Origin of the sequence: Lapidilactobacillus bayanensis (genome assembly GCF_003946695.1) — a bacterium.
Taxonomy (GTDB): domain Bacteria; phylum Bacillota; class Bacilli; order Lactobacillales; family Lactobacillaceae; genus Lapidilactobacillus; species Lapidilactobacillus bayanensis.
The window spans coordinates 78,630-101,277 of the sequence record NZ_RHOX01000003.1 but is presented as its reverse complement, the minus strand read 5'-3'; the positions used below and the strand labels follow the sequence as shown (position 1 = coordinate 101,277).

General features: G+C 39.5%; 17 protein-coding genes and 1 pseudogene. 6 read left to right on the top strand and 12 right to left on the bottom strand.

All coding sequences use genetic code 11. From position 1 onward, the window contains the following. Positions 1 to 85: 85 nt before the first annotated feature. Together EKM65_RS02055 and EKM65_RS02050 are read right to left on the bottom strand one after the other, a co-directional pair. Positions 86 to 2,461, bottom strand: coding sequence for a phosphoketolase family protein (locus EKM65_RS02055; RefSeq protein WP_125604998.1), 2,376 nt, complete (start codon positions 2,459 to 2,461; stop codon positions 86 to 88). A 231-nt stretch (positions 2,462 to 2,692) separates the two neighbouring features. Then, entirely contained in the window at positions 2,693 to 3,034 is a 342-nt protein-coding gene (locus EKM65_RS02050) for a hypothetical protein (RefSeq protein WP_125604996.1), read from the bottom strand. Positions 3,035 to 3,421: 387 nt separating this feature from the next. Between EKM65_RS02050 and EKM65_RS11130 the strand changes: the two genes are divergently transcribed. Then, the gene (locus EKM65_RS11130) at positions 3,422 to 3,565 is read left to right on the top strand and encodes a hypothetical protein (RefSeq protein WP_164506775.1); all 144 of its coding nucleotides are present in this window, start codon (positions 3,422 to 3,424) and stop codon (positions 3,563 to 3,565) included. Positions 3,566 to 3,851: 286 nt separating this feature from the next. On the opposite strand, the gene EKM65_RS02045 is transcribed toward EKM65_RS11130, so the two are convergent. The 3 genes from EKM65_RS02045 to EKM65_RS02035 all read right to left on the bottom strand — a co-directional run bounded on the left by EKM65_RS02045 (position 3,852) and on the right by EKM65_RS02035 (position 7,787). Continuing rightward, positions 3,852 to 5,858, bottom strand: a complete 2,007-nt coding sequence (locus tag EKM65_RS02045; RefSeq protein WP_125604994.1) for a glycoside hydrolase family 31 protein — start codon at positions 5,856 to 5,858, stop codon at positions 3,852 to 3,854. 153 nt (positions 5,859 to 6,011) lie between these two features. Continuing rightward, positions 6,012 to 6,860: an AraC family transcriptional regulator gene (locus EKM65_RS02040; RefSeq protein WP_125604992.1), complete on the bottom strand. Its 849-nt coding sequence runs from the start codon at positions 6,858 to 6,860 to the stop codon at positions 6,012 to 6,014. A 195-nt stretch (positions 6,861 to 7,055) separates the two neighbouring features. After that, on the bottom strand, positions 7,056 to 7,787 hold the full coding sequence (locus EKM65_RS02035; RefSeq protein WP_125604990.1) for a GntR family transcriptional regulator: 732 nt from the start codon (positions 7,785 to 7,787) through the stop codon (positions 7,056 to 7,058). A gap of 783 nt (positions 7,788 to 8,570) precedes the next feature. Between EKM65_RS02035 and EKM65_RS02030 the strand changes: the two genes are divergently transcribed. The 3 genes and pseudogenes from EKM65_RS02030 (at position 8,571) to EKM65_RS02020 (ending at position 11,469) form a co-directional block, all read left to right on the top strand. Then, on the top strand, positions 8,571 to 9,107 hold the full coding sequence (locus EKM65_RS02030) for a hypothetical protein (RefSeq protein ID WP_125604988.1): 537 nt from the start codon (positions 8,571 to 8,573) through the stop codon (positions 9,105 to 9,107). 214 nt (positions 9,108 to 9,321) lie between these two features. Then, positions 9,322 to 10,814, top strand: a pseudogene (gene glpK, locus EKM65_RS02025) (glycerol kinase GlpK). A gap of 31 nt (positions 10,815 to 10,845) precedes the next feature. Beyond that, positions 10,846 to 11,469: a GyrI-like domain-containing protein gene (locus EKM65_RS02020; RefSeq protein ID WP_164506774.1), complete on the top strand. Its 624-nt coding sequence runs from the start codon at positions 10,846 to 10,848 to the stop codon at positions 11,467 to 11,469. Between the two features lie 189 nt (positions 11,470 to 11,658). Here EKM65_RS02020 and EKM65_RS02015 read toward each other — a convergent pair whose 3' ends face one another. Continuing rightward, on the bottom strand, positions 11,659 to 12,318 hold the full coding sequence (locus EKM65_RS02015; RefSeq protein WP_125604986.1) for an aquaporin: 660 nt from the start codon (positions 12,316 to 12,318) through the stop codon (positions 11,659 to 11,661). Positions 12,319 to 12,367: 49 nt separating this feature from the next. Then, on the bottom strand, positions 12,368 to 12,787 hold the full coding sequence (locus tag EKM65_RS02010) for a MerR family transcriptional regulator (RefSeq protein WP_125604984.1): 420 nt from the start codon (positions 12,785 to 12,787) through the stop codon (positions 12,368 to 12,370). A 116-nt stretch (positions 12,788 to 12,903) separates the two neighbouring features. Between EKM65_RS02010 and EKM65_RS02005 the strand changes: the two genes are divergently transcribed. Continuing rightward, positions 12,904 to 13,872: an aldo/keto reductase family protein gene (locus EKM65_RS02005; protein WP_125604982.1), complete on the top strand. Its 969-nt coding sequence runs from the start codon at positions 12,904 to 12,906 to the stop codon at positions 13,870 to 13,872. Between the two features lie 3 nt (positions 13,873 to 13,875). Here EKM65_RS02005 and EKM65_RS02000 read toward each other — a convergent pair whose 3' ends face one another. Then, entirely contained in the window at positions 13,876 to 14,823 is a 948-nt protein-coding gene (locus tag EKM65_RS02000; RefSeq protein ID WP_125604980.1) for a helix-turn-helix transcriptional regulator, read from the bottom strand. Between the two features lie 99 nt (positions 14,824 to 14,922). Between EKM65_RS02000 and EKM65_RS01995 the strand changes: the two genes are divergently transcribed. Then, positions 14,923 to 16,884, top strand: coding sequence for a glycoside hydrolase family 127 protein (locus EKM65_RS01995; protein WP_125604978.1), 1,962 nt, complete (start codon positions 14,923 to 14,925; stop codon positions 16,882 to 16,884). A gap of 190 nt (positions 16,885 to 17,074) precedes the next feature. On the opposite strand, the gene EKM65_RS01990 is transcribed toward EKM65_RS01995, so the two are convergent. The 4 genes from EKM65_RS01990 to EKM65_RS01975 form a co-directional block, all read right to left on the bottom strand. After that, a complete protein-coding gene (locus EKM65_RS01990; RefSeq protein WP_125604976.1) occupies positions 17,075 to 18,685 on the bottom strand; it encodes a xylulokinase in 1,611 nt (536 codons plus the stop codon). A 259-nt stretch (positions 18,686 to 18,944) separates the two neighbouring features. After that, complete coding sequence (araA, locus tag EKM65_RS01985; RefSeq protein ID WP_125604974.1) at positions 18,945 to 20,369, bottom strand: L-arabinose isomerase; 1,425 nt, start codon at positions 20,367 to 20,369, stop codon at positions 18,945 to 18,947. A gap of 16 nt (positions 20,370 to 20,385) precedes the next feature. Further along, on the bottom strand, positions 20,386 to 21,102 hold the full coding sequence (locus EKM65_RS01980; protein WP_125604972.1) for an L-ribulose-5-phosphate 4-epimerase: 717 nt from the start codon (positions 21,100 to 21,102) through the stop codon (positions 20,386 to 20,388). 698 nt (positions 21,103 to 21,800) lie between these two features. Further along, positions 21,801 to 22,646, bottom strand: coding sequence for a carbohydrate ABC transporter permease (locus EKM65_RS01975; protein ID WP_225420369.1), 846 nt, complete (start codon positions 22,644 to 22,646; stop codon positions 21,801 to 21,803). Positions 22,647 to 22,648 lie beyond the last annotated feature (2 nt).

The window sequence follows — 22,648 nt, the reverse complement described above, 5'->3', positions numbered from 1 at the left end:
CAATTCTCTGACTTAAATATATTTTTTTAGGAGGAGTTACATATTGTGATGCTGAAAGGATGGTTAAGCGATCACCGGTAAATGATTACTTAAGTGGTTCCCATTGCCATTCTTCAACTTCTGGAATATCAGTACCATAGTCGCGAATATATGCATTGTGATAAGCAACTTTATCGTCCATCTTTTGTGCAAAGCCAGCAGCTTTAGGACCATATACAGCCAAAGCGGCGTCTTTAGAAAGATCGAAGCGATCCAATTGGTTAACAACACGCATATCAAATGGTGTTGTGATATCACCGTTTTCACGGTAACCATGAACATAAAGATTATGATTGTGACGATCAAAGAAGATATCACGAATCAAGCCTTCAAAGCCATGGAAAGCGAAGATAACTGGTTTATCAGTTGTGAAGTAGTTGTCGAATTCTTCATCACTTAAACCACGAGGGTTAACTTTTGGTGATTGTAATTTCAACAAGTCAACAATGTTGATGAAACGAATCTTCATATCTGGATATTGTTTGTGCAAGATAGAGATTGCAGCCAAACTTTCCCAGTTAGGTTCAGTACCAGCAGCAGCAAAGATGATATCTGGTTCTTCACCATTATCAGTACTTGCCCAGTCGATAATCTTCAAGCCTTTGTTCACAAGGACATCAGCTTCTTCAGCAGAATACCATTGTGGACGTGGGTGTTTAGAAGTCACAATCAAGTTGATCTTCTCTTCACTAGCAAATGCTTTGTTAGCAACTGCTAAGAGTGAGTTAGCATCAGCTGGTAAATATTCACGGATATATTCAGGCTTCTTGTCAGCTAAGTGACCTAAGATACCTGGATCTTGGTGAGTATAACCGTTGTGATCTTGTTGGAACGAAGTTGAAGTATCGATAATGTTCAATGAAGGGTACTTGTTACGCCAAGGTAATTCATTAGCTTTACGTAACCACTTGAAGTGTTGTGTCAACATTGAATCAACAACGCGTAAGAATGCTTCATAACTTGAGAAGAAACCATGACGGCCAGTTAAAACATAACCTTCCAAGAAACCTTCAGCTTGATGTTCAGATAATTGTGAATCAATAATCCGACCAGCAGGTGCAACGAATTCATCGTTAGGCTTCTTAATTGGTTCAAGCCATTGACGTTCGCTAGCTTCAAAGATTGGTGCTAAACGGTTAGACATTGTTTCATCAGGACCGAAGACACGGAAGTTGTCTGGGTTCTTAACGATAACGTCGCGAGTCCATTTACCAAAGATATTCATATCTTGAGCAATGTTTTTGCCATGTTCTGAATTATCTAACGCATAATCACGCCAGTCTGGTAATTTCAAAGGACGAGGATTGATACCACCATTTGTGATTGGGTTAGCAGCCATCCGGTGTTCGCCGGCAGGAGTTGTTGCTTTGATTTCTGGTTTTAAAGCACCAGTTTCATCAAATAATTCTTCAGGCTTGTATGATTCTAACCAATTTACTAATTTGTCGGCATGTTGCATGTCGTTTTGGTCAACAGGAATTGGAATTTGGTGAGCACGGAACGAATTCTCGATTGGTTCGCCATCCCATTCTTTAGGACCAGTCCAGCCTTTAGGTGCACGTAAGATGATCATTGGCCAAATTGGACGTGTTGGATCGTTGTTTTCACGAGCATGTTTTTGGATAGCTTTGATCTTTTCAATAGCTTCATCAACGGCCTTAGCCATTGCTGGGTGCATCTTATCAGGATCATCGCCTTCAACAAAGATTGGTTCCCAACCGTTACCTTCGAAATACTTCGTCAATTCTTCATCAGACTTACGAGAAAGAATTGTTGGGTTAGAAATCTTGAAGCCATTTAAATTCAAGATTGGTAATTCAGCACCATCATTAATTGGGTTAATGAAAGTTGTTGATAACCATGAAGCTGCTAAAGGACCGGTTTCGGCTTCGCCATCACCGACAACAGAAACAGCGATAACATCTGGGTTGTCAAGAATTGCACCAACACCATGAGAGATTGAGTAGCCTAATTCGCCACCTTCATGCATTGAACCTGGTGTTTCAGGAGCAGCATGAGAAGCAACGCCACCTGGGAATGAGAATTGTTTGAACAACTTGCCCATACCTTCTTCATCCTCAGTAATGTTAGGATAAATTTCAGTATAAGTGCCATCCAAATATGAATTTGAAACCATAACTTGGCCACCATGACCTGGACCTTCGATATAGAACATATTCAAATCATATTTCTTAATTGCACGGTTCAAATGAGTGTAAATGAAGTTTTGGCCAGCAATTGTGCCCCAGTGACCAATTGGGTGAACTTTAACATCAGATGCTTTTAATGGTTCACGTAACAATGGGTTAGACTTTAAGTAAAGTTGGCCCACAGAAACGTAATTAGCAGCACGCCAATATTCGTTCATTAACTTTAAATATTCCGGTGAATCATAATTGACAGTATTTTTTACTGAATCCATGATTTTCCTCCCGCTTTTTTAAGCTTAAATTTAATGACTTAATTAATTAACTTACACTTATATCATACTAAAATTTCAACAAAAGTCAACCATTTTATTTATTGGGTCGTACCAATTTTAAAAATCTTATTATTAGGGCAATTGCAGCGATTACATTTTAATTTTTTGACAATTGATCAGCCATTTCTTGGCATCATGAGTGACAATTTTTTACATGATTTAACTGTTTTTTTATTGTTTTCTTGCAATAAAATCAACGACTTGGTGAGCAATTTCGTCAGGAAAGTCACTGGTTTGATAATTCTCTCGATCCGTTTGCAAAATGTAGCCTAACAATTGTTGGGCATGCCAGACACCAAATAGATTTGGAAAGTCCGAGGCTAGCAACCGTTGCTGAAATGTCGCCAAGCTTTCTAATCCGGCTGATAAAAATACTTGATGACTTTGTAAATAGTTATTCAATTCGGCAACCGACATCAACTTCAGGTTGTCGTCTAAATGTGTCGGACCATAGGCCAATACTAATAATGCTGATTCATTTGTAAATGGTTTGATTTCAATTTGCTGAGCCACCCGATCACTCCTTTAGAAATCTATTCTTGATGACCATAGCTTAACGCATTAACGTCACAAATGTAAGCGATGTCTTTTACTCCATTTTATCCGTAGTTTAACTTCACTCTCAAAAGAATAAGATAGTTGATTCGACAAGACTTCTTAAAATAACTAGGGCCTAAATCCGCTTTTGGATTTAGGCCCATTGAAATTGGATTGTATTCTTCTCCATGGCTTCAGCTAGCATTCACGCGGCGACGACAAAATACTTGATGCTGAAGCAGTTTTACCAAAATAGTGACTGTTGTTTTGCTATTCTTCGCGCCTCCGCAAAGTTGCATATGAAATGTGGCGTGTTGCCGTGGCGGAAAATAAATACTTTCGCTGGAACGTGGTGGACACTGCTTGAAGCCAATTTTTACAAAATTGTCTCCAAGACAGGTCTTGTTTGTAGGCGATAAATCGCCAACAATAATTTCACTACTGCGCGGTATTTATTTTCCGCCACTTAACAAACAAGATGGCAACTTTGCTCCAGCGCTGAATTAACGTGTGGTTGAATCACTTCCAACTTTTAGAAGCATAAAACTGCAGTTAAATTGTACTAAATCTCTTTCATTAGTGCCGGAGGGAAATCGCGGTCAGCCGCGGAATTATTGTTAGTGGCTCTGCCACTTACAATAAAGCTTGTGTTTGAGACGATTTGTTTTTTAATCGGCTCAAACCAATGATCGCAGCGTTCCACTGGCGCATTTCCCGGAGGTACGAACAATCACAAACTAACAGTTTTAGCACTCGACCATTAACAACAAAACAGTTTTTAAGTTTAGTTGCGTTAAATCTGACTAATTAAATATGATTGGCGTCCGTCACGGAGAAAAATTGGTAGTGTTTCAATACTGGCAACTGCTTCAACCCATTGACCACCCTGATAAACTTTGCCATCACGAGCATCAGTCCACTGACTGCCGGCCGGCAAATAAACTTTGCGACTTTGCGCACCAGCCGTCAAGATTGGTGCCACTAAAACATCTGGTCCGAATAAATATTGGTCTTGTAAATCCCAAGTCAACTGATCATCTGGGAATTCATAGAACATCGCCCGAATAACTGGCGCGCCACTTTCATGGGCAGCTTTCATTAAATCGCGTGTGTAATCGCGCATTAATTCGCGAATGCCGATAAATTTCTTCATAATTTCATAATTGGCTTCGCCGTAACTCCAAATTTCATTTGCTGCACCGCTTGCTTCAGTAGGTTCGCCGTCAGCTTTGAAAATTTCTCGGTGTGGTGACCGAGAACCGTGAATTCTCATAACTGGACTAAAGGCACCATATTGGAACCAACGAATCAACAACTCTTGAAATTCTGGCTTACGAACATCACCGCCATGGAAGCCACCAATATCAGTTGTCCACCAAGGAATACCGGCCAATCCCATTTGCACGCCGGCCACGACTTGGTTTCTAAAGTCTTGATAAGTTGAATGAATATCGCCAGACCAAACTAACGCACCATAACGTTGGCTACCAGCCCAAGCACAACGAACTAACTTAATTGTATTTTCGCCAAAATCACGGGCTTCACCTTCATGGAAGCCACGAACATATTCACGTGGGAAAATATTACCCTTTTGCAAAACGCTGCCTGCATAATAACGATAATTATCATAGTCATAGGTGCCGTATTCCGGTTCTGCTTCGTCCAACCAGAACAAACGAACCCCAGCATCACTATAATTTTCTTTAACTTTTTGCCAAACAAATTCGCGAGCCTGCGGATTAGTTGGATCATAAAAAACATTATTGCCATGAAAAACCATTTGCACATCAACGCCATGAACCGTTTGAACCAAGAGACCTTTTTCTTTCATCTCATGATAATTTTCACTACGGTGATCAACTTGTGGCCAAATCGACACCATTAATTCGATTCCATAAGAACGACATTCGGCTACCATCGCCTTAACATCTGGGAAGAAATTCTCGTCAAACCGGAAATCTCCACAACGTGGCCAATGATAATAATCAATCACCAACACATCAATTTTAATACCGCGCCGATGATATTCACGGGCTACTTCTAAAACTTCGTCTTGACTGACGTAACGTAACTTGCACTGCCAGAAACCTAACCCATATTCTGGCATCATCGGCACACGACCAATGGCACTACTGTACTGTTGCTCAATTTGGGCCGGCTTATCACCAGCAGTGATCCAGTAATCAAGCTGCTTGGTGCTATCGGCGCGCCACTCTGTTGTATTCGAACCGAATGAAACAGTACCGATGGCCGGATTATTCCATAAAAAACCATAGCCATGATTGGAAACGTAAAACGGAATTGAAGCTTGCGAATTCCGGTGGGCCAATTCCAAGTTACAACCTTTTAAATCAAGGAAATCTTGCTGATATTGTCCCATACCGTAAATTTTTTCACCATCGTTGGCCTTAAAAGTGGCAGTTAAACGATAGTCGCCACCAATTTGGGCACGAAAATTCCGTGGTGTCTTATTCAAAGCCCCGCCACCATCTGCTTCTTCGAGTAATAGTTCGCCATTTTGATTGTAAAATGCAATTCGACCAAAGTTGTTAGACCAGCCTTCACGATCAACAACACTCTTAATCTGACCATTGCTAATTTCAGCTTGCTGGTCACCGATTGTGATTGTAACCTGCGCTTGATTTTCGACAGGTGGTAGTAACGCCGCCTCTGTTAGTTCCACTGGCCCATTTGGAACTGCAATGACGCGTAAACTATTAGCTCCCCACGGCATTACCCGAACGGTTTCATTATTATTTTGAATCTCTAAATAATTTTGACCCTTGCGAAATATTGTCATTCCATTTTCTCCTTGCTTATCAGCGTTAACTTGACCGAACTCGCGAATCCATTCCGCCAAGATTTAGTGTGACTACAATATTAAATAAGTTGATTGTACCGCCAAATAAAAAAGGCTGCCTTGAATTTCTTGGCATCCTTTAGCATCATATTGTCATTTTTGGCGAAACTCAGTCGGACTCAGATTGAAATGCTCCTTAAATACTCGTGCGAAGTAATTACTGCTTTCAAACCCACATGCCTCTGCTATTTCAGTAACTGTGTGATCCCCACTAATTAGTAATTGGCAGGCCTTTTGCAGACGAAATTGGATTAAATATTGAAACGGACTACGGCGAAATGATTGACGAAAGAAGCGCGAGAATTGCTCTTTACTCAACTTTAAAACTTTCGCCAAATCCGCAAGTGTTAGTTTTTCAGCGTAGTGAATTTCTAAAAATTGTAAAATTAGCTTTTCTCGCCGTGATCGCAATTCTGACGGAACTGAACTTTTAACCCAGTCCTCCTTATCAGCAAATAAGATGGCGAGGATTTGTAATAACAAGCCTTTCGCCCGTAAATGGTCATAGTATTTTTGACCATCTAACGCCATCATTAATAAATCCAATTCCCGCTTCAATTCGAAATCTCCGGCACTCTTTTCTAACCTTAACGGACCAACACCATCACTAAAAAGTGGCTGCAATAATTCGGTTTGCAGCTCGTCAGCACTAGCACTGGCAATAAACTTAGGCACAAACACCACACAAGAAAAAGTACAAGCGCGCTCTTGCAATCGATAAGCAGTATGCAAAACATTGGGCGGAATCAAGGCAATTTCACCTGCTAGCAAAATATAAGACTTACCCTGCACAACTAACTCCATAGTGCCACTTTCAATAATGATCAATTCTAACTCAGCGTGCCAGTGCGGAACGAAGAAATAACCTTGCCACGAGCTATTCATATGCGGATACCAACCTAATGGGAATTGCGCAGTACCATGTTGCGCCTGCTCCTTCAAATCAATCCACGCTGCTGAAATTTTTTGCAGAATTAGCCTCCCTCTCTGCTCGGCACACTCAATTACTAAGCTTGCTGATCTGTAATAGCGATTCAATTTACCTTTATTTTAACCTAACTGCGAAGCGATTGTTAGATTGACTAAATAAAAACAGCACCGCCATTAGCCGCAAGCTAACAACAATGCTGTTTTAATTTATTCCTCGCCTAAAGTTACAAACGTATTGTATTTCATATACTGATAATGCAGCCGCATTCGTGAATATTCAAACGGCGTGCCATCGTCTAAGAAGAAAATACCAGCCATGACGCCAACCGGTTCAACCGGTTTTAGGTGCAATTCCTGCTGATCCTCGTCAGTTGATGGTTCCGCCGAAATCGTTAAATAAGATTTGGTAACGGCCTGATTTTTTTCGTCTTGCAAATAATTAAAAATCGAGCCTGACACAATCTCCCGCGTTAATTCCGGCATAATTTTAATGGGAATATAACCCGTCTCGATCATAAACGGTTGATCATCAAATAAACGAAGCCGTTTGATTTCATAAACAAAATCATCATGACTCAAAAATAAATCCCGACGTAATTCTTTATCTGGTTTGATAACTTGAAAGTCCAGTAACTTAATGCCAGGTTTACGCCCGTTCATTTGAAAACTGTCCGTAACCCCTAAGTTAGAACCATTATTGTAATGAAAAACAGAACGATTCTTTAAATATAGTGGATTAATAAATGTGCCCGAACCACGCTTCTTAAAAACAACACCCTGATCAGCCAGGATATTCAAGGCGCGCTTAACAGAGCTGCGACTGATCTCATATTGTTCACTCAATGAACGCTCGTCAGGTAGCTTCAATGACGGATATTCGCCCGCCATAATATTCTTCTTTAAAGTCGTTAAAAGCCGATGATAAACTAAATCAGCCATAAAAAACATCCCTTGATGATTAATTTTGGTGGAATAATTGCTGTGATAATACCTGTTTTATATACACTGTACAATAACAAAAACAATCTGCTTAATAACTATACTGACTAATATTACTTAATTTTCCTCAGATTTGCAAAAAAATTCGCAAACATGGTTGCTTCTGAAATCTAATCAGCTTAATTCTAAAACTGTTATGCTGTATTTCTTCGTGCCTCCGGGAAATCGCTGGTGGAACGCTGCGAGCATTGGTTTGAGCCGATTAAAAATCAAATCGTCTCAAACACAAGCTTTACTGTAAGTGGCATAGCCACTAACAATAATTCCGCGGCTGACCGCGATTTCCCTCCGGCACTAACGAAAGAGCTGTGGTTCAACGTAACTGCAATTTTATACTTCCAAAAATTGGAAATGTTTCAACCACATGTTTGTCAGCGCTGGAGCAAAGTTGCCATCAGTGGTGAAATTACTGTTAGCAATTTATTGCTTACAGTAAGACCTGTCTTGAAGACAATCTTCGATTGGCTTCAAGCAGCATCCACCACGCTCCATGAGCGACTTTGCGGAAGCGCGAAGAATAGCATAACAGTTTTAGTCTTTATCTTGCTAACTAAGTGGTATTTCTTCGCCGCCACGACAACGCGCACATTCCGGTTTTTAAACTACAAAAGTTTAAGCTTTCAACCGCCAATTTAATATTTACTAGCGTTTTTCTTGTATGAACACTGGCAATCTTTTATTCTGAAAACAAAGGTAATTTATTCATGCTCAGGAGGAATTAAGATGGCAAAAAACGCACTTGTTGCACTGCTACTGCTTATTTCACTGACACTTAGTGCTTGCGGTGAAAAAACGACTAGCTCAACCAATTACGACACCGGATCAAATTCGCAAACTGCCACCAATACAACCACAAACTCCGTTGAAGAAGCCGCCGTTGATGAGGAAAATCTGACTTTAAGTACGACGAGTCGACAGGATATCACCTTATTAACACATTCACTGAACTGGGATAATTTCGTAGTTACAGAAATAAATGCCGAAATTGAAGCAGAAGAATTGCAGTTGGACTTAACTTGGCTCAATCGAACCACCGAAGAGGCCAAATTTTCCGACTTACTTAAGGTTCAAGTCTTTCAAAACGATGAAGAATTGATTATGACCGATCACGGCAACGACCTTAATGACCTCTTAGCTACCGATGCCAGTGAAGATGTTGAACTTGATTATCATTTGTTCGATTTAACCCATCCACTTGAAGTGAAAATCGCGGCCAAAAATGGTGATAATGCACACATGATAAATATTAATTTGAAATAATGAATGTGGGCCACCTTTGCGCGGTTGGCGAGTTGCGGTAAAATGTGATTGAAACGTGCTCCGAAAGTTTGACAATATCGTTTAGGCCTACAATGAAAAAGTTCAAAGGACGAACTTTTTCATTGCTTTCTTAATGCTCGTTGTCATTCCGACTTTCTTCGCACACTATTTAAGTCAATTAGTTCACTAACTTTAACCGTTAAGGAGCCAGCCTATGGCAAATTCATATATTATGTCGATCGACGAAGGAACAACCAGTACACGTGCAATTATTTTTGATCATCAGGGTCAAAAAATTGCGGAGGTCCAAAATGAATTCCCCAATATTTCCCTCAACCAGGTTGGGTGGAACATAACGCCAATGAAATCTGGAACGCGGTCTTATCCACGATTGCCAGTACATTTATTAATTCTGGTATTCAACCAACTCAGATTAAGGGCATCGGCATTACTAATCAACGTGAAACAACCGTCGTTTGGAATAAAAAGACGGGCCTGCCAATTTACAATGCCATTGTTTGGCAATCACGGCAATCCAGTGACATCGCTGAACAATTAAAACGGGACGGTTATGCCAATTTAATCCACGAAAAAACCGGTCTGATCATTGACGCTTATTTTTCTGCAACTAAAATCCGCTGGCTCTTGGATCATGTTCCCGGTGCTCAGCAGCAAGCCGAGAACGGTGAACTTTTATTTGGCACAATTGATTCTTGGTTAGTCTGGAAATTAACCGGCGGTGAGGTTCACGTTACAGATTATACGAACGCCAGTCGCACCATGCTATTCAATATTCATGACTTAAAATGGGATCAAGAAATTTTAGATCTTTTAAATATTCCTGCCGCTATCTTGCCTGAAGTTCGTTCTAATTCTGAAGTCTACGGCGAAACAATGCCTTATCATTTCTACGGTAGTCGCGTGCCCATTGCTGGCATGGCTGGTGATCAACAAGCTTCTTTGTTCGGCCAATTAGCTTTAGACGACGGAATGGTCAAAAACACTTACGGCACCGGCGCGTTTATTGTGATGAATACTGGCACTAAACCCACATTATCGGCACATAATTTGTTAACTACAATCGGCTACGGTCTTAACGGTGATATTCATTACGCTTTGGAAGGCTCCGTCTTTGTAGCCGGCTCGGCAATTCAATGGCTGCGTGATAGTATGGGCTTAGTCAATTCTGCCCCTGAGTCTGAAACAGCTGCGTTAAACTCGCAAAGTCATGATGAAGTTTATGTGGTGCCAGCCTTCACTGGTTTAGGCGCACCTTATTGAGATAGCGATGCCCGCGGTGCTGTTTTTGGAATGACTCGAGGCACCACACGCAATGATTTTATTAAAGCAACTTTGCAATCATTGGCTTATCAAACTCGTGATGTCATTGACACAATGAACCAAGATACAGGAATGACAATTCCCTCTTTACGCGTTGACGGTGGTGCTGCCAATAACAATTATCTCATGCAGTTTCAAGCTGATATTCTTAATATTCCCATCGAACGTTCTCACAACTTAGAAACAACCGCCCTAGGTGCCGCCTTTTTAGCCGGTTTGGCCGTTGGTTATTGGCAAAATATCACAGAACTCCACAACATTTATCAAAGTGGACAAACCTTCTTACCCGTAATGAATGCAGAACGACGCATACAATTATATCAAGGCTGGTGTAAAGCTGTTACCGCAACCCGCGCCTTCGAATAAAAAATTACTCACAAAACGAGGCCTAATTATCATGGAAAAAGTTACTTGGCGCAAAGACGAAAAAGAAATCTATCCTTTGAAGAAGACACCCTCGATTATCACCTTACCCGCACAAAACTTTATTACAATCACTGGTGAAGGTGATCCCAACGGTCCAGAATTTGCGGCCAAAATTCAAGCACTCTATCCAATTAGTTACGCAATTCGAATGGCACCTAAAAAAGGCATTGAATTCCCCGGTGCTTTTGACTATACCGTTTACCCGTTAGAAGGTTTTTGGTCATTGGCTGAAGGCCATCGCGAAGGTCCTCTCAATAAAAACTTTTTACAATACAAAATCATGATTAAACAACCAAGTTTTGTTGATCAGACCGTTTTTGAACAAGCACTTACAATGGTTCAGGAAAAAACAGCGCCTGAGTTGTTAAATCAATTAAAGTTTGAAACGATTACTGAAGGATCGGTTGCGATGATCCTCCATGTTGGCTCCTTCGATGATGAGCCGGCGAGCTTTGCAAAACTAGCCGACTTCATTACCGCCGCTGGTTATCAACGGACCAGTATGAACCACAAGGAGATTTATTTATCTGACTTCCGCAAAGTACCGGAAGCAAAACGTAAAACAATTTTACGTGTGGGAATCACCAAGCAGTAATTCACACAATATAATTAATAAAAACCGGTTAGACAAGGTGAGTTATACTGAAAAATCTCTAAATCCAAATTTGGATTTAGAGATTTTTTGATTTAGACTTATCCAACTTTGAGAACACGTTTAGTGGTTATTATTCATCATTAGCCTATTCAACTATCAAGACGTGTTAATGTCCCAGACTCTTTTTAATTATTTTTTGAAAATAAATTGCACCAAAATCAACGCCAATAATGGGCCGAGATTGGATGAAATTAACCCACGCTTTACAAGTGAATAATCTCGGGGTTGCTGTCTTGTCAAATACCAGAAAAAGCGAGGTAAAATATCACGCGTTGGATTAAAAGAAGCACCCGTTCGCTTACATAACAACGTAATAATTACCCCAATATAAAGCCCAATCAGCAGAAACCGCAGCAGGTCAATTTTAATAGTGGCACTTAAAAAGCCGGCGACAATTAATAAACTGGTTGTTGCTAACATTTCTAGAACTGTGTTAACAATAACGTGTGAATTATTAGGTACTGCAGCATAATTCTGTAGTGGTAAAGTACGTTGACGATCAAAAAGTGCTGCTAAACAAAACACGGCCAATAATGTTCCGATTACCTGACCAATTAACTGACCGGCCAAAAAGCCGGCTGAATGTTGACCTTGCATAAACGCATGAATTGAAAAGACCGGATTCATGTCTGCCGTACCGAATTGCGTACCAATTGCCGAAGCAACAAAGATGGCCAACGCCCACGATAAACCAATGACAACGTGGCGCGTAGACTTTAAATACATCCCCATTCCCAAACCAATCATCAACATTAAATATGTTCCGATTATTTCACCTAAATTAATCATTATTTGTTATCCTATTCGCTTTTTATTGTATTCATTCATTGAATCATTACTAATCAAATTGGCGTTGCAAATAATCACACCAGTCAGGGCTCGGTAAATTTTTGACCTGGCAAGTTTCAATATCTTGATAATAAGCCAGTTTGCGTTTGATGTTGGCGAGATTTGCTGTTAATTTTTGTAGTGCACGCTCTGTTTCGTCAACGTGATTAGTCAGAAGCTCAATAATTTGTACCAGGTTTTGCGGGTCAGCTGTTTCATATTTAAAAAAAGACTGAATCTCTTTATTCGTCATACCGGTCGCCTTAAAACATTCGATTGCCCGTAGCCGATCGCAATGATATTCATTATAAATGCGACGGTCAGCCTGATGTTCAACTTCCGTTAACAGACCTATCTCTTCGTAATAACGCAACGTTGAAATGTTTAGATTAAATCGATCAGCTAGTTCCCGAATTGTATAAGTTTTCATATTTCCTCTTATTTCTATTTTTTGTTAAAAAACACTTTACCTCAAGCATACTTGAAGTGTTAGATTACTATTGTAAGCGATTTACTAATCTACATTGTAATTGAAAGGATGTAAAAATGAAATATCGTAATCTTGGTCAATATGATTTAAAAGTCAGTGAATTAGCCTTAGGAAGTTGGATGACTAACCTTGCAACCGCTGAACAACAAAATCTTGCCGCGCAATCAATTAAATTAGCATTTGAAAATGGTATCAATTTTTTTGACTGTGCAGATGCTTATAGCGGTGGTGAAGCGGAAAAGTTCCTAGGTCAAACCTTAAAACAATTCCCACGTCAGGAACTTGTCCTCTCTAGTAAAGTTTATTTCCCGGTTGGTCGTGGCATTAACGATCGCGGACTTTCGCGCAAGCACATCTTTGAACAGATTGAGCAATCGTTAAAAAATATGCAGACTGATTATTTAGACTTATATTTCTGCCACCGCTTTGATGAAACAACACCATTGTCAGAAACGCTGAAGGCTTTAAGCGATTTAGTTGATGCCGGTAAAGTTCTCTATTACGGCGTTAGTGAATGGACTCCTGTTCAGCTATTAGAAGCAGAATTAATTATCCAACGTGATCATTTAAATCCAATTAGTATTGTTCAGCCGCAATACAATATTTTCGATCGTTATATTGAGCATGAATTAATGGACGTTTGTGGACAATTCGGTATCGGAATTGTCCCCTTTTCACCATTATCCCAAGGATTATTAACCGGTAAGTATCGACAAGGTCAGGAAATTCCTGCTGGTTCTCGTGCGACTTACCAATCACAAATCCGCGATTTATTAACCACAGCTAATCTAGATAAAGTCGAAGCATTAATTAAGATTGCTGGGGAGCTCAACACTGACCTCGCGACATTTTCACTAGCCTGGGCTTTACGCGATCAGCGTATTACCAGCTTAATTACTGGTGCAAGTAAACCGGTACAATTAGAAAAGAATTTACGAGCGTTAGAATTAGAAATTCCGCAAACAGCCTTAACTGAAGTTGATCAACTGTTCGGTTTTAAAAAGTTCAAACGACAAATTGGCTAATCATTAGCGCTGATTTTTATCACGATTAGTTGGTAACCGTGAATTCTCAACGGACTGAACTAAAAAATGAATATCCACGCCTGGATCCACTTGTTGGTTATTTAAGAAGGTATGCGTATACGCTAAGCGATATTGTCGCGGCGTTAACTGTACCTTCTTTTTGAATAGTCTCATAAAGTACTTAGGATCCTCAAAAAAAGATTGGCTAGCAATTTCCTGAATTGAGTCTGAAGTTGTTAATAATAAGTATTTCGCGTTATCCAATTTCACCATATTCATATATTCTTTAACCGTCATACCGGTATTTTCCTTGAAAATACGCGTTAAATAATCCGCATTAATTGCAAATTGCTTGGCAATATCAGCTACCTTCAAATCACGTCCCATTTGGACGCGAATCCATTCTTTAATTTGATTAATATAATTCTGCTTCCCAGAAATGTCCTGTCTTTGTTGCCAGTAATTATTGGCCAACTCAATTAATAACATACTCGTAGCGTAATCGGCTGCGCTCTTAACTAAATATTGACTATGGGCAACATCTAATAACTGCTTTGCACTAATGACCGCCTTTTCGCCAGCGATTAAATGAAAGAATCGTGGTAAATAAATATGTTTATCCGTCTGTTCCTGAACCATGTGATGGTTATGATCACTCAGAACAACCATACCCGCATCGAAGTGAAACCAGATAAATTCACTAGGTTTAATTGTTTCCAAATAGCCACTAATTGTTTCCCAAGGAAAAATCACCAAAACGTCACCAGTTTCAACTGTATATTTCTGCCCAGAAACTTGTAGAAACACTCGTCCACTCAGACCAATAATAACTTCTGTATCCTCACGATGAGTCATTTGATGATGTTTCCAACCAAGCTCTGCGCTAAATTGACCACTTTGCAAATATTTAACTGGTTGATTAATTGATATTTGTAATACTTTCATCAGCATTAGTACCTCGTCGTTTTCGTCCACTTTTTCTACAACTATAACAGTTTCTTTGCCTCATGTAATCACTTACAATAATCTTATTAGTAAGGAGGAATTGTCATGAAACAATTATCAACCAAAATCACTGATACCTTTTGGAACAACTACCGTCGATTAGTTAAAGATCAACTTATTCCTTATCAGTGGGCAGTCATTAATGATGAAATTAACGTCACTATTCAGCAGGAGAATGCTAATACCTTAAACGCCTCAGAGAAGAGTCATGCCATTCAAAATTTAAAAATTGCCGCAGGCCTGAAAAAAGGAAAGTTTTACGGTTTTTGGTTTCAAGACTCTGACGTTTATAAATGGTTAGAAGCAACTGCCTATGCCTTGCGTTATGCACCTGACAAAGAACTCCAAAACAAAGCGGACGGTCTGATTAACCTAATTGCAAACGCACAAGAGGCTGATGGTTATTTAGATACGTATTTCCAGCTTGAATCACCTGATCGAAAATTTAAACATGTTTCAATGAGTCATGAGCTTTATTGTATGGGTCACTATATTGAGGCAGGAGTTGCTTATTATCAAACAACGCATAATCAGCAAGCATTAGATATTGCGATAAAGATGGCAAACTGTATTGATCATAACTTTGGCCCTGAAACAAACAAACTACATGGTTATCCTGGTCATCCAGAACTTGAACTGGCCTTAGCCAAACTTGCAGAAGTAACTGCTGATTCGCGATACACTGATTTGGCCGCCTACATGATCGACCAACGTGGTACTGAACCAAATTTCTTCGCTCAACAAGCGCTAGAACGCGAAACAGCACACATTTCTGAATTATTTAATAATATGGATCCCGACCCTCGTTCCAAATACTTTCAGAATCAAAAACCCGTTCGCAAAATGGATACTGCCGATGGTCACGCTGTTAGAATGGCTTATCTTTTAACAGGAATGGCACATGTTGCACGTCAAAATCACGATCAAACTTTAATAAAATCCTGTCAACGTCTTTGGCAAAACATTACCAATAAACAAATGTATATCACTGGTGGGATTGGCTCAACCGTTGCTGGAGAAGCTTTTACTTTTGACTATGATCTACCAAATGACACAATGTACTGCGAAACTTGTGCTTCCTGTGCAATGACTTTTTTTGCGAAACAAATGCAAGAACTCGAACCTAATAGCGAATTTACTGATATTATTGAGCGAGAACTTTTCAACGGTACAATTAGTGGCATGTCATTAGATGGTAAACATTTCTTCTATGTTAATCCACTTGAAGTTAATCCAGAAGCCAGCGCGAAAGATCCGACTAAGTCTCATGTTAAGGTACAACGAGCTGATTGGTTTGGCTGCGCCTGCTGTCCACCCAATTTGGCACGATTAGTTGCTTCTGTGGACCAATATCTTTATACCACTACGAATAATACTATCTTCTGTGATCAATTCATCAGTAACACGACCAGCTTTGATAATGGTATAAAAATTGAACAAACTAGCCAATATCCTTGGTCTGGAAAGATCAACTTTACTATTACAGCAACTCAAGGCAATAATCCTGATATTGCTATTCGAATTCCCGGTTGGTCAATTGACGATTATCAAATTAAAGTTAATCAACAACTCATTACACCAACATTAAAGAATGGCTATTGGTACTTAACTGATCTTCCTAATGGCACAACAAATGTTGTACTAACGCTTAATATGTCGGTCCGTCAAACACAAGCTAATCCATTAGTTACCGCCGATGTTGGCAAAGTTGCGATTGAGCGAGGGCCTTTGGTTTACTGCTTGGAAGAAGCTGATAATGGCCCACATTTAGCTCAATTCAGCGTAACCAATCAACCAAATTTTGTTACTGAGCTAGATGATACTGACTTGCCAATTAAATTCATTAAAATTACAACTCATGGTCAAAAAATAAATAATACAATTACCGACCTTTATTCAGCGGTTCAAAAGTTAGCTACCCCAGATCAGACGCTAACCTTCATTCCATACTTTGCTTGGGCAAATAGAACACCTGGTGAAATGCAAGTCTGGATTAACCGAGCGTAATTATCAAGTCACATCAAAAAACGAACTCAAGTCAAACCTTATTAAGTTTGATCGGGCTCGTTTTTTTAGTGTGATCAATATTAACAGGCATTACGTTCGCTTCAAAAATATTGGTTCGCCATTTTGGTCTGTACCCGTAAGACGGTACCACTATTTCTCTTATTATCAATAAGTCATTAAAAATATTATTCTAATCATTCAAATCCGTAATCTTCTCTGCAGCAGTTTCAGCAACCAAGCCGTCTTTATAGCGATCAATAAACTTATCATAACCGGCCACACCGGCTGCGTTTGGCGTTATCGTTGAGCTTTCGGGATCTTTGAAGACATTATGGTCAAGATAGTCGGACAGAGATTCATTGGCTTGTTTAGCAACAACGAATTGGGCGAGAATGGCCATACCCCAAGGACCACCTTCACCTGCGTTAGCCATTACTGTAATTGGTGTATTTAAAGCATCCGCCAACACTTGTTGGGCAACGATAGGTGTTCTGAACAGACCACCTTGGGCGATTAATGAATCAGTCGTAATGCCTTCCTCTTTAGTTAAAATATCCATTCCAATTTTTAATGGTGCAAAAGCAGAATAAATTTGTGTCTTAATAAAGTTGGCCAAATTAAAGTGGCTATTAGGTGTTCGAACGAAAAGTGGCCGGCCTTCTTGAACATCTGTAATATTTTCGCCCGATAAATAAGCATAGTTAACTAAACCGCCACAATCGTCCTCACCGTTATCGGCTGAATGATTGAACAATTTAGCGTATAACTGATCAACTGATAAGTCTGAACCAATAAGTTGACTGAACTCAGTGAACATTTTCATCCAAGCATTGACATCGGATGTGCAGTTATTTGTGTGAACCATGGCCACTGGGGCGCCTTCTGGTGTTGTTACAATATCAATATCACGATGAACGTTAGATAATGGCTGATCTAAGACAACCATTGAAAATGCCGAGGTACCTGCAGAAATGTTACCTGTGCGCTTCTTGACACTATTAGTGCCAGTCATACCAGTGCCCGCATCGCCTTCAGGTGGCGCCATAACTGCACCTTCTTTTAATTGCCCACTAACATCCAACTTATGCGCGCCATTAACAGTTAAATGACCAGCAATAGTACCAGCTAATAATGGTATAGGTAATAAGTCTTGGGCCTTGAATGAATAACCTAAGACATTAATTAAATGATTGAATTTTTCCAGCTTTTCTTGATCATAGTTATGACTCGCTTCATCAATCGGAAACATTCCTGAAGCGTCACCAATCCCTAAGACTTTTTCACCGGTTAATTGCCAATGAACATAGCCAGCTAAGGTTGTTAAGAAGCTAACTCGTTTAACATGGGGTTCTTGATTTAAGATTGCTTGGTAGAGATGGGCAATACTCCAGCGTTGTGGAATATTAAAATCGAAATGTTTCGTAAGTTGGTTAGCAGCTTCACCGGTGGTGTTATTACGCCAAGTTCTAAACGGAACTAATAATTCATCTTCAGTTGAAAATGGTAAGTAACCATGCATCATAGCACTAACACCAATAGAACCAATTTTAGTTAAAGTAACGCCGTATTGAGTTTCAACCGCTGTTCGTAGTTCAGTGTAACTGGCCTGAATACCCATCCAAACTTGTTCCAGGGAATAAGTCCAGAAGCCATCGATTAATTGATTCTCCCAGGCATAACTACCGGAAGCAATTACTTCATGGTTAGAACCAAGTAAAACTGCTTTAATTCGGGTTGAACCCATTTCAATACCGAGGGCGGTTTGTCCAGTGGTAATTTCGTCTTTAATTGTTGTCATCATACACCTCGTGATATCCGCGATCGCAGCGAATATAATTATCATTTCGATCATGTTTGTTTTATCAATTTCACAATATTGAACAATTATTGTGAGCCTAAAAATAAAAGAGACTGGGACAAAAATCCCAGTCCCTTTTATTTTTTTGTTTAATATTTAGCCTTTTGACCATTATCCAAGCAAATCACTTTTGCTACAGCGTTGAATCATTGATCAAGATTTTAAACTAATTTTCACGTTTCTTAGGAGGAAGAAATAGTACTTATTTAATGTTAATAAATTTCAATTCGAACATTTTAGTTAAATCTTCTACTTGTTGCATTGTTACTTTTGTAGAGAAGACCGTGTGATGGCCGCCACCATTTTCAATCCATTGAGTAGAGCCGTCTTTTAGTCCCATTTTAGGAGTCCATAATTGCCGAGCAACTGGTAAGTGTGGTGCAGAAGCTTCAGCCATTTTTGCATCAACCTCATATCCAATTAGTCGGAATTCGTTACCAAAATCAGAAATTGTTACATCAATACCATCACCAATTTGACCATCAAAGACTAAACGAGCAGGATCTTCACGATCGCCAATTCCTAATGGGTGAACTTCAACACGTGGTTTAGAGCTAGCCAAAGTTGGATCAACCTCCAACATATGTGAACCGAGAATCACTTCATGACCATGCCGTAAGTCAAGTGTGTAATCTTCCATAAAGCCAGTATCAGTATTATGGCTAACAATCTTCAATAACCGATCAAGTGCAGCGGTCTTCCAATCACCTTCGCCAGCAAAGCCATAACCTTCACGATTTAACAATTGTACTGCTAAGCCAGGTAATTGCTTAATACCCCAAAGATCTTCGAAGTTCGTTGTGAAGGCAGAGTAACCACCACGTTCAAAGAAGCGTTCCATGGCAATCTTTTCTTGTAATTGATAGCGAACGTGATCTTCAAAGAACTTAGGATCGTTATCGCCAACAACTAAATCATAGCGACTTTCAAGGTCAGCATATTCTTTATCAATATCCTCTTCGGTAACATGAGACATTTCTTCAACTAAATCACCGATACCGAAGTAATCAACAGTCCAGCCTAGTTGGATTTGTGCTTCAACTTTATCACCTTCAGTAACAGCAACATTGCGCATTGTATCTCCAAAGCGCAAAACTTTAAGTTTAAAACTTTCGTTATATGCAACGGCAATATTCATCCAATCAGCGATTTCAGCTTGGACTTCTTGATCACGCCAGTAGCCATAAACAACTTTGTTATTCTTACGTAACCGAGCGTTAATATAGCCATACTCGCGATCACCATGAGCACTTTGGTTTAAGTTCATGTAATCCATGTCAATGGTATCCCAAGGAATGTCTTGACGGAATTGAGTTGCTAAATGTAATAATGGCTTTTGTAATAATTTAGTTCCACGAATCCAGTTTTTAGCTGGTGAGAAGGTGTGCATCCAAGTAATAACGCCGGCAACCTCATCATTGAAGTTGGCTTCTTTCATAGCGCTAGTAATTGTTTCAGCGTCAATGGCAACTTCTTTGAAGTCAACGGGATAAGGCAATGAACCACTTTCGTTTAAGCTAGCAACGATTTCTTTAGCGTCTTTTTCAACTGCTTTTAAATCATCCTCGCCATAAAGTGCTTGGCTACCAACGATAAACCAAAATTTATAATCAGGTACTTTTAACATGATATTTACTCCTCAATTAGTTATTTTTTTGTCCATAATAGGCGTTTGCGCCGTGTTTACGGTAATAATGTTTATCTAACAGATATTGTGGCGTGCCAACTTCTTTAGCTTGACCAGCGAATTGTTGCAACATCATCGTGTGGTAACTCATCTCAGCACATACTTCTAAAACTTTAGCGTTGTAGACAGCCTTTTCAGCAGTCGCACCCCAAGTGAATGGCCCGTGATCTTGAACTAAGACGGCCGGCACATCCATTGGCTTGATACCACGCTCTTTGAAAGTTCGTACGATTACTTTACCAGTATTTTCTTCGTAAGCATCTTCAATTTCTTCTTGCGTTAACGCGTCAGAAACCGGAACTGGTCCGTAGAAAGTATCTGCGTGGGTTGTGCCAGCCGCTGGTAAATCAAGCCCAGCTTCTGCGAAAGAAACGGCCCATGGAGAATGAGTATGAACAATACCGCCGATTTCTGGGAAGGAATTATATAAAACTGTATGTGTTGGCGTATCGCTGGAAGGATTTAACTTGCCTTCAACGACTTCACCTTTTAAGTTAACAACGACCATGTCGTCTGGGGTTAATTCATCATAGTCAACGCCACTTGGTTTAATAACGAATAACCCTTTTTCGCGGTCAATCGCACTAACGTTACCCCAAGTAAAGGTAACCAAATCATACTTTGGTAATAACATGTTAGCGTCATAGACTTCTTTTTTTAATGCTTCTAACAATGAACTGCCTCCTTAATTGACTACTATTGCTAATTAACTTCATTTATGAATAAAAAAAGAGTTATGATATATACCGTATTAGTAACGCATTAATCGGTAGTGTCATAACCCTATTCGCTTCCATTACCATATCATAAGAAACTACTATCCAAAATAAATAAAGCATCTAAATTTTCAGAACTTTAAGTAGCTTACAATAACAATGCTTCCGAGGAATAGGAAACTACTAACAACCGTCATACAAAGTGGTTTGACAACCGACTTTTCTCTTTTCTTCGCAAAAAACAACCAGACCACAGAAACAAACAAAACTACCAAAGAATATAATCCAACCAAAGTAATCATGATTGCATTGTGCATCATTTATACCCACTTTCTCGGTGACAGCTTATTACGAGATAAAATCATCAGTAAGGTTACCAATGACGCTACCAAAAGGGCCCCAATTTGCGCTATCGGAATTTTCGAGAATACTCCAACAACAGAAAACAAAAGTACAATGAAAATATCAGAAAACATCAAATATTCTCGTCTCACCAAACGGATCGAAAGCGATATTCCAAGGATACCCATCAATATACAACAGAATACTTGAATTATTGAAATATCTTTCAAAGAAATTACCAAGCCTTGTACCCAAGTCAACAACGATATACCCGCTGTTATAGTAGCAATACTTATTTTAGTATATCTCATATCTAACCTTCTTTATCTCCAGTTGATGCGCCATTACCAACCATCAAATATTTTGATGCAAACATATACAACAACATAGGTGGAACTGCCATCAACATGGCAAAAGCCATTTGAAGATTCCATGCAGTAACATTTTGCCCACCATCTAGTTTAAATGCATTCAATGCACCTAGAGTTAATGGTTTTAGTGATTCGCTGTTAATGTATATCAACGGAGTAAATAATTCATTCCACCAAAAAATAGCAGATAGTACTCCAACTGTAATAAAGGTTCCCTTTGAAAGTGGCACAATCATCTTAATAAAAATCTGCCAAGAATTAAGCCCGTCCATAGCCGCCGATTCGTCAATACTTTTAGGGATTGTCTTGAAAAATTGACGGAATAAAAAGACGTTATATGGTCCTGCAAAAAAGGATGGAACGATCATTGGCAGAAAACTATCAAGCCAACCGAAAGACCGAAATAGAATAAACTGTGGAATTATTGTTGTTACTGTTGGAACCATCATCGTTGCTATAATCAATGAAAAAACAGCAGATTTCCCTTTAAAATTCATCCGAGCCAATGGGTAGGCCACGATAGAGCTTGAGAGTAAAGTTCCTATTGTATTTCCGGCAATTAGAATCAACGTGTTTCTAAAATAGTTCAATACATTAGGTGTCAACAATACACGACGATAGTTTGACCACTGGGGATGCTTTAAAAAGAATTGTGGAGGAAATGAACTAATCCCTCCGAGGGTTTTTAAAGAATTAATAAAAATCCAAGCAATCGGAAAGAACATTATTAACGCAACAATTGACATTAATAAATATCGTCCTGCTGCCTTCATATTTTTATTTTTCAATG